The sequence below is a fragment of the Actinoplanes sp. NPDC048791 genome, from assembly GCF_040650095.1.
GTDB lineage: Bacteria > Actinomycetota > Actinomycetes > Mycobacteriales > Micromonosporaceae > Actinoplanes.
This window is the reverse complement of record NZ_JBEZGQ010000510.1, coordinates 1-6,031: the sequence shown is the minus strand read 5'-3', so window position 1 is coordinate 6,031 and position 6,031 is coordinate 1. Positions and strand designations below refer to the sequence as shown.

6 protein-coding genes and 1 pseudogene are annotated in these 6,031 nt (G+C 70.0%); 4 read left to right on the top strand and 3 right to left on the bottom strand.

The genetic code is table 11. The features are described from left to right. Positions 1 to 43: 43 nt before the first annotated feature. Both AB0C29_RS29505 and AB0C29_RS29500 read right to left on the bottom strand, forming a co-directional pair. Entirely contained in the window at positions 44 to 811 is a 768-nt protein-coding gene (locus AB0C29_RS29505) for a hypothetical protein (RefSeq protein ID WP_360826774.1), read from the bottom strand. Positions 812 to 844: 33 nt separating this feature from the next. Next, complete coding sequence (locus tag AB0C29_RS29500; protein WP_360826771.1) at positions 845 to 1,456, bottom strand: hypothetical protein; 612 nt, start codon at positions 1,454 to 1,456, stop codon at positions 845 to 847. 423 nt (positions 1,457 to 1,879) lie between these two features. Between AB0C29_RS29500 and AB0C29_RS29495 the strand changes: the two genes are divergently transcribed. From AB0C29_RS29495 to AB0C29_RS29485, 3 genes are all read left to right on the top strand, one after another. After that, entirely contained in the window at positions 1,880 to 3,109 is a 1,230-nt protein-coding gene (locus tag AB0C29_RS29495) for a helix-turn-helix domain-containing protein (RefSeq protein WP_360826768.1), read from the top strand. Further along, positions 3,106 to 3,636 (top strand): hypothetical protein, encoded by a 531-nt coding sequence (locus AB0C29_RS29490; protein WP_360826765.1) that lies wholly within the window; start codon positions 3,106 to 3,108, stop codon positions 3,634 to 3,636. Before AB0C29_RS29495 ends, AB0C29_RS29490 begins: the two co-directional genes overlap by 4 nt. A 195-nt stretch (positions 3,637 to 3,831) precedes the next feature. After that, the gene (locus AB0C29_RS29485; RefSeq protein ID WP_360826762.1) at positions 3,832 to 4,356 is read left to right on the top strand and encodes a hypothetical protein; all 525 of its coding nucleotides are present in this window, start codon (positions 3,832 to 3,834) and stop codon (positions 4,354 to 4,356) included. Between the two features lie 14 nt (positions 4,357 to 4,370). Here AB0C29_RS29485 and AB0C29_RS29480 read toward each other — a convergent pair whose 3' ends face one another. Continuing rightward, positions 4,371 to 5,648: an acetyl-CoA C-acetyltransferase gene (locus tag AB0C29_RS29480; protein ID WP_360826759.1), complete on the bottom strand. Its 1,278-nt coding sequence runs from the start codon at positions 5,646 to 5,648 to the stop codon at positions 4,371 to 4,373. Positions 5,649 to 5,699: 51 nt separating this feature from the next. On the opposite strand from AB0C29_RS29480, the pseudogene AB0C29_RS29475 reads away from it, so the two are divergent. Beyond that, positions 5,700 to 6,031: pseudogene (locus AB0C29_RS29475) on the top strand (short chain dehydrogenase); the annotation flags it as partial.

Genomic DNA, 6,031 nt, shown 5'->3' with positions numbered 1-6,031 from the left:
CGGTCGCCGGGGCGCCCGGGGCGCGGCGGCGTTCCGATCCGGATTACGGCGACGTGATCTGCAGGGCCGTGTCGAGCACGTACGGCGTGTCGTTGCCGAACGGGTTCTCGGCGTCAGCGGTGGCGTAGTAGGCACCGATGTCACCGTTCTGCACCTCACCGAGGCAGCCGCTGACGTTGCTGATCGTCAACGGGCCATCCGGCAGCGTGACGTCGCCGGTGGTGGCGGTGCCGTACTCCGGCGCGATGTCCGGGGTGACGTTCAGCGACTGGGTCGCGTTGTCGTAGTACACCGGCGCGTCGCCCGAGACGGTGAACGAGCAGGCCGGCATGGACACGTTGACGTTCTTGATGTGGATGTAGCCGTCCCCGTTGGCCGGGGTGACACCGTCGGACTTCACGCCCGGGTAGTTCTGGATGACGATCTCGTACGGCGTGTCCGTCGCGATCGAGGTCACCGAGCCGAGCAGGCTGGTGCAGCCGCCGGCGGTGTTGAACAGCAGGCTCCCGACGCCGCTGGCGAACGTGGCCGGCAGCGCTACGCCCGACTGGCTGGGCAGCGCACCGGTGGCCTGCGAGCCGTAGTTCTGGCCGCCGCCGCCCGTACAGGTCAGCGAGATGCCGGTGTTGAGGTCCAGGAACGAGCTGTGCGAGGTGACGGCGGTGTACGTGCCGGCCGCCGTCGGGTTGCTGACGGTGACGGTGGCCGCGGTGTCCGCGGCGTGGACCGCGCCGGCGCCGATCAGGACGGCCGCGCTGGTCACGGCAGCACTCGAGAACAGGATGCGGGTCACGCGGGTGCGCATTCTCATCTTTGCCTCCTCAGTGGGGGATGCACTGCCGGCTCAGCCGAGGACGGCCGGGCCGAGGGTCAGGGTCAGGGTGTTGTCCGGACCCGGGATGGTGAGGTTGATCAGCGCGGTGTTCAGCAGGCAGTGCTCGAACGGCGGGATGGTGTACGTCCCGGAGACGACGCCACCGCGCAGCACGCTGAACCCGGACTGCGAGGCCAAGGGGATCTCGGCCGGTCGGACCGTCTGGCAGCGGCTGCCGACCAGAGCGGGCAGGCCCGCGATGGTGAGGCGGGTCAGCCGCAGGGTGATGTGCGACGTGCTCTGCATCGCGCCGGTGTTCAGGTTCAGCGACCCCGTGGTCGGCTCCGCCTCGATGAACTCGACCGTCGCGGTCACCGGGATGATGCCGAGTTCCTTGAAGTTCCCGGTGGCCGGGGGCAGGGAGACGCCGGCCGTGAGGGCGCCGCTGTCGAGGTTGACGGTCGCCTTCAGGCTGCCCGGACCCAGCGGCAGGTCGGAGTCGTTGGAGTTGATGTGGCTGACGCCGGTGATCGGATAGGTGGCGTTGATGTCGGCCGCGGCGGCGGCTGGTGAGGCGCTGACGCCGACTGCCGACGCGGCCATCGCCGCGACGAGGAGAACACTTGCTTTCCGTACGCGCATTGGCACTCTCCTGGGGAAATGCCCACGACCGAATGGTCGCCGGGCCTGGCTGTAGCCCGCTCCGCCGGCCCCTTCCCGAGTCCGCCCGGCGCCGTCGGCAGGACCTGGAATGGCGGGCCGTCAGTAGCTCGGAGTCGGCCTCGGCGGTATGTTACTGACGGGTTACAAAGGGCCACAAGCAGAGACGCCGATGAATTGCTTGACTGCCCGGCGGGCCGCCGTTTCTTATCACTTCCAGCACGAAGTGCCGACGGGGATTGTCACGGCACGCGCAATTCAGCCCCACGACGGGGCCCGGAGCAGCCTGTCTGATTTGTTAGCTATGACCGCTATAGAGGGCAACTTGCGCCAAGACGACCGACATGGACTATGTTCGATGCCACGTCGAACCGGCCGCCAGGTGTCGGAAAGGGGCAGACGTCGATGACCCGTCCACTGCAGGCCGACAGCCACGCCGCGAGGAGCAGCCGGGCGAAGCCGCCGGAGGTGCTTCCCCGCCACCTGGCCGTCATCATGCGCGCCGAACTGCCGAGCCTGGCCACCGAGATCATCACCGAGATCCGCGAGACCATTCCCGAGTACGCCCGCCCCATGGACGGCCCGTACGGCCAGGCCATGCGGCTGGGCGTCGAGCACGCGCTCGAATCCTTCATCGACCAGATCGCGGACCCGTCCGCGTCCCACGAGGGCTGGGACGGGGTGTTCCGGCGGCTCGGCCGGTACGAGGCGAACGAGGACCGCAGCCTGGACAGCCTCCAGGCGGCATACCGGGTCGGCGCCCGGCTGGCCTGGCAACGGGCCGTGAAGGTGGGCCGGCGGGAAGGCCTGCTGTCGTCGACCATGTTCCAGCTCGCCGACACGTTGCTCGGCTACATCGACCAGTTGGCCACGCTGTCCGTCGAGGGGTACATGGAGGCGAAGGCACGCAACGCCGACGCGCTGAACCAATGGCGCCGCCGGCTGCTCCGGCTGATCCTGGAGTCCCCGCCCGCCCCCGAGAGCGCGGTGAAGGACCTGGCCAACCTGGCCGGCTGGACGGTGCCCGACGAAGTCACCATGATCGCGGTGTCCCTCCGCAACCGGGATGCGACGCCGCCCAAGGATGACGTGTTGTCCGACCTGGACAGCGTCGAGCCATACCTGCTCGTGCCCGGTCGGCCTTCGGCGGACCGCCGGACCCGCCTGGTCGCGGAGTTCCCCGGCAGTCGCCTGGCCGTCGGTCCCACGGTGCGGCTGAGCGCGGCAGCGGACTCTCTGCGCTGGGCCCGGCAGGCGCTTGCGCTGGCCGAGTCCGGCGCGATCGATACCGGGCCGGTGATTCTGTGCGAGGAGCATCTCTGCGAGATGCTGCTGTTCTCCGACTGGGCGCTCGTCGAGCAGCTCGCCGACCGCGAATTCGCCGCCGTGCGGAAGATGAGCCCGCACCGCCGGGAGCGGTTGGTCGAGACGCTCGAGGCCTGGCTGGACGCCCGCGGCTCGGCGGCCAAGATCGCCGAGCGACTGAGCGTGCATCCCCAGACCGTTCGCTACCGCATGCGTCAGCTCGAGCAGAGTCTCGGCGAGCAGCTCGACGATCCCGACTCCCGCTTCGCCATGGAACTGGTGCTGCGGGCCCGCCGGCTGCACGAGCGGGCCAACGGAGTTGTCAAATGACCGTTACCCGCGAGACGCGTCCCCGCCACCTGCTGGTGGTGCTGGCTCTCGTCCTCGCTCTGGTCGCCGCCGGCGCCGCCGGGTGGACCGGCTGGTCGTGGTGGTCGGCGGCGCACGACGACTCGCTGCGGTATTCGCAGACCCGCGACGAGGTGCTGCGCGCCGCCGAGCAGGCGATCCAGAATCTCAACACGCTGGACTACCGCACGGCTGAGAGCGGCATCAATCTCTGGATCGACTCCACCACCGGCACCCTGCGCGATCAGCTCCACCAGGGCCGCCAGAACTTCCTCACGCAGATCCAGAAGGCGAAGACCATCACCACGGCGAAGATCCTCGACGGCGCGGTGACCGAGCTGGACGAGCGTGCCGGCAAGGCGGGCGTCATCGTGGCCATCGAGTTGACGGTGACCCCGGCGACCGGCAAACCGACCACCAAGCGGGAACGGCTGGCGGGCCAGCTCACGCGGACCGGGTCGACCTGGAAGCTCAGCTCCATCGGACAAGTACCGGTTTCCGCGGCCTGAACCCGCGTACGGAAGGAACCAGCACGCATGCCGACACCCACCCGCCCACCTCGGCGGACCGTTTCCCGGCGGATGGTGCGACGCCGGCCGCTCACCGATCCCACCCCGCCGCCACCGGAACCCCCACCCGCGCAACCGGAATCCCCGGCGACGCAACCGGAGTCCCCGCCTGCACAATCTGCCCTCCGGCGGCCCATGACACGGGTCCTGGTGCTCGGCGCGTGCGCTGTGGTCCTGAGTGGATCAGCCGCGTGGTTCGCCCAGCAGGCTGACCAGGTGCGCGCCGCGGCGGGCACCAACATCGCGCTGACCGACAACGCCGCCACCAGTGCGGCGAACGGTCAGGTCGCCACCGCGGTCAACACGCTCTTCTCGTACAACTACAACGACCTCGACAAGACCCAGCAGGCCGCCCGGAGCCTGCTGACCGGTAAGGCCGTCTGCCAATACGACCAGCTGTTCGCGGTGGTACGGCAACACGCACCTCAGCAGCGTCTGGTCGTCACGGTCACGGTCACCAACAGCGGGGTGCAGATGTTGACCGGCAACCGCGCGCGGGTGCTCGTCTTCGCCACCCAGAGCGACACCAGCACCGCCACGAAACAGACGTCCACCGCGGGCGCGATGTTCGCCGTCAACGCGGTGCGCCAGGACGAATCCTGGAAGGTGGAGAACATCGACACCTTCAACGGGGAGGCGCGGACCTCCAGCTGCGGTTGACCCGCTGGGCGAGGTCAGCGTTCCAGGATGGCGACCACGCCCTGGCCGCCGGCGGCGCAGATGGAGATCAGGCCGCGGCCGGAGCCCTTCTCGGCGAGCAGCTTGGCCAGGTTCGCCACGATCCGGCCGCCGGTCGCGGCGAACGGGTGGCCGGCCGCCAGCGATGAGCCGTTGACGTTGAGCCGGTCCCGGTCGATCGAGCCGAGCGGAGCGTCCAGGCCCAGCCGCTCCTTGCTGAACTCGGGCGACTCCCAAGCGGCCAGGGTGGCCAGCACCTGCGAGGCGAATGCCTCGTGGATCTCGTAGAAGTCGAAGTCCTGCAGGGTCAGTCCACGACGGGCGAGCATCCTGGGTACGGCGTACACGGGCGCCATCAGCAGTCCCTCGTCGCCGTGCACGAAGTCGACGGCGGCGGTCTCGCAGTCGGTGAAGTAGGCCAGCACCGGCAGCGAGTGCGCCTGCGCCCATTCCTCGGAGGCCAGCAGCACGGTCGACGCGCCGTCGGTCAGAGGCGACGAATTGCCCGCGGTCATGGTGGCCCCGCGGGCGCCGAACACCGGCTTGAGCGCGGCGAGCCGGTCCAGGCTGGTGTCCGGGCGCAGGTTCTGATCCCGGGTCAGCCCCAGGTACGGCGTGACCAGGTCGTCGAAGAAGCCCCGGTCGTACGCGGCGGCGAGGCGCTGGTGTGAGGCGAGGGCCAGGGCGTCCTGCGACTCGCGGTCGACGTTCCAGCGCAACGCGGTGAGGGCGGCGTGCTCGCCCATCGACAGCCCGGTGCGCGGCTCGGCGTTGCGCGGAATCTCCGGACGGAAGGCCTGCTGGGGGCGGAGCTTGGCGGCGGCTCGGAGCCGGGCGCCGAGGCTGCGGGCCCGGTTGAGCTCCAGCAGCGCCCGCCGCATGTCCTCGTTGAGCTGCAGCGGCGCGTCCGAGGTGGTGTCCACCCCGCCGGCGATACCGACCTCCAGCTGACCCAACGCGATCTTGTTGGCGACCAGGATGACGGCTTGCAGCCCGGTGCCGCAGGCCTGCTGGATGTCGTACGCCGGGGTGTGCGGGTCGAGCTGGGAGCCGAGGACGACCTCGCGGGTGAGGTTGAAATCGCGGGAGTGCTTGAGCACCGCGCCGGCGACCACCTCGCCGACCCGCTGCCCGGCCAGCCCGAACCGGGCGACCAGCCCGTCCAGGGCGGCGGTCAGCATGTCCTGGTTGGTGGCGTGGGCGTAGCGGCTGCCGGACCGGGCGAACGGGAGCCGGTTTCCACCCAGGACGGCGACGCGGCGCGTGTTCTGCACGGCACTCCTCCGGGAACTTGTCAGTAATCTACTGGCGAGTAGGTTACTCGCATGGGTGACACATACGCGACCTTCACGAACACCGGCCTGGGCCGAACCGTGGTGCGGCGGCTGGGGCTCCCCGATCCGCCCCGGTTGCGCCGCCACGAACCGGGTGCTCCCCTCGCGCCCGGACCGGTGCTGCTGGGTGCGGCGCCCGGCGGACGGCTGGGCTGCCCGGTCCGCGACCTGCTCGACCGGGCCGGCACCGACGTGCGCGGGGGCGTTGAGAGCGGCACCCGTTACGGCGCGCTGATCTTCGACGCTACCGGGATCCTCGACTCGGCCGGGCTGCGGGCGCTCTACGACTTCTTCCACCCGGCGGCCCGCTCGGTGCTCGGCTC

Bases quoted from the DNA above. Each gene is read 5' to 3' on its own strand.
- AB0C29_RS29505 (WP_360826774.1), bottom strand. From the start codon at position 811: ATGAGAATGCGCACCCGCGTGACCCGCATCCTGTTCTCGAGTGCTGCC.
- AB0C29_RS29500 (WP_360826771.1), bottom strand. From the start codon at position 1,456: ATGCGCGTACGGAAAGCAAGTGTTCTCCTCGTCGCGGCGATGGCCGCG.
- AB0C29_RS29495 (WP_360826768.1), top strand. From the start codon at position 1,880: ATGACCCGTCCACTGCAGGCCGACAGCCACGCCGCGAGGAGCAGCCGG.
- AB0C29_RS29490 (WP_360826765.1), top strand. From the start codon at position 3,106: ATGACCGTTACCCGCGAGACGCGTCCCCGCCACCTGCTGGTGGTGCTG.
- AB0C29_RS29485 (WP_360826762.1), top strand. From the start codon at position 3,832: ATGACACGGGTCCTGGTGCTCGGCGCGTGCGCTGTGGTCCTGAGTGGA.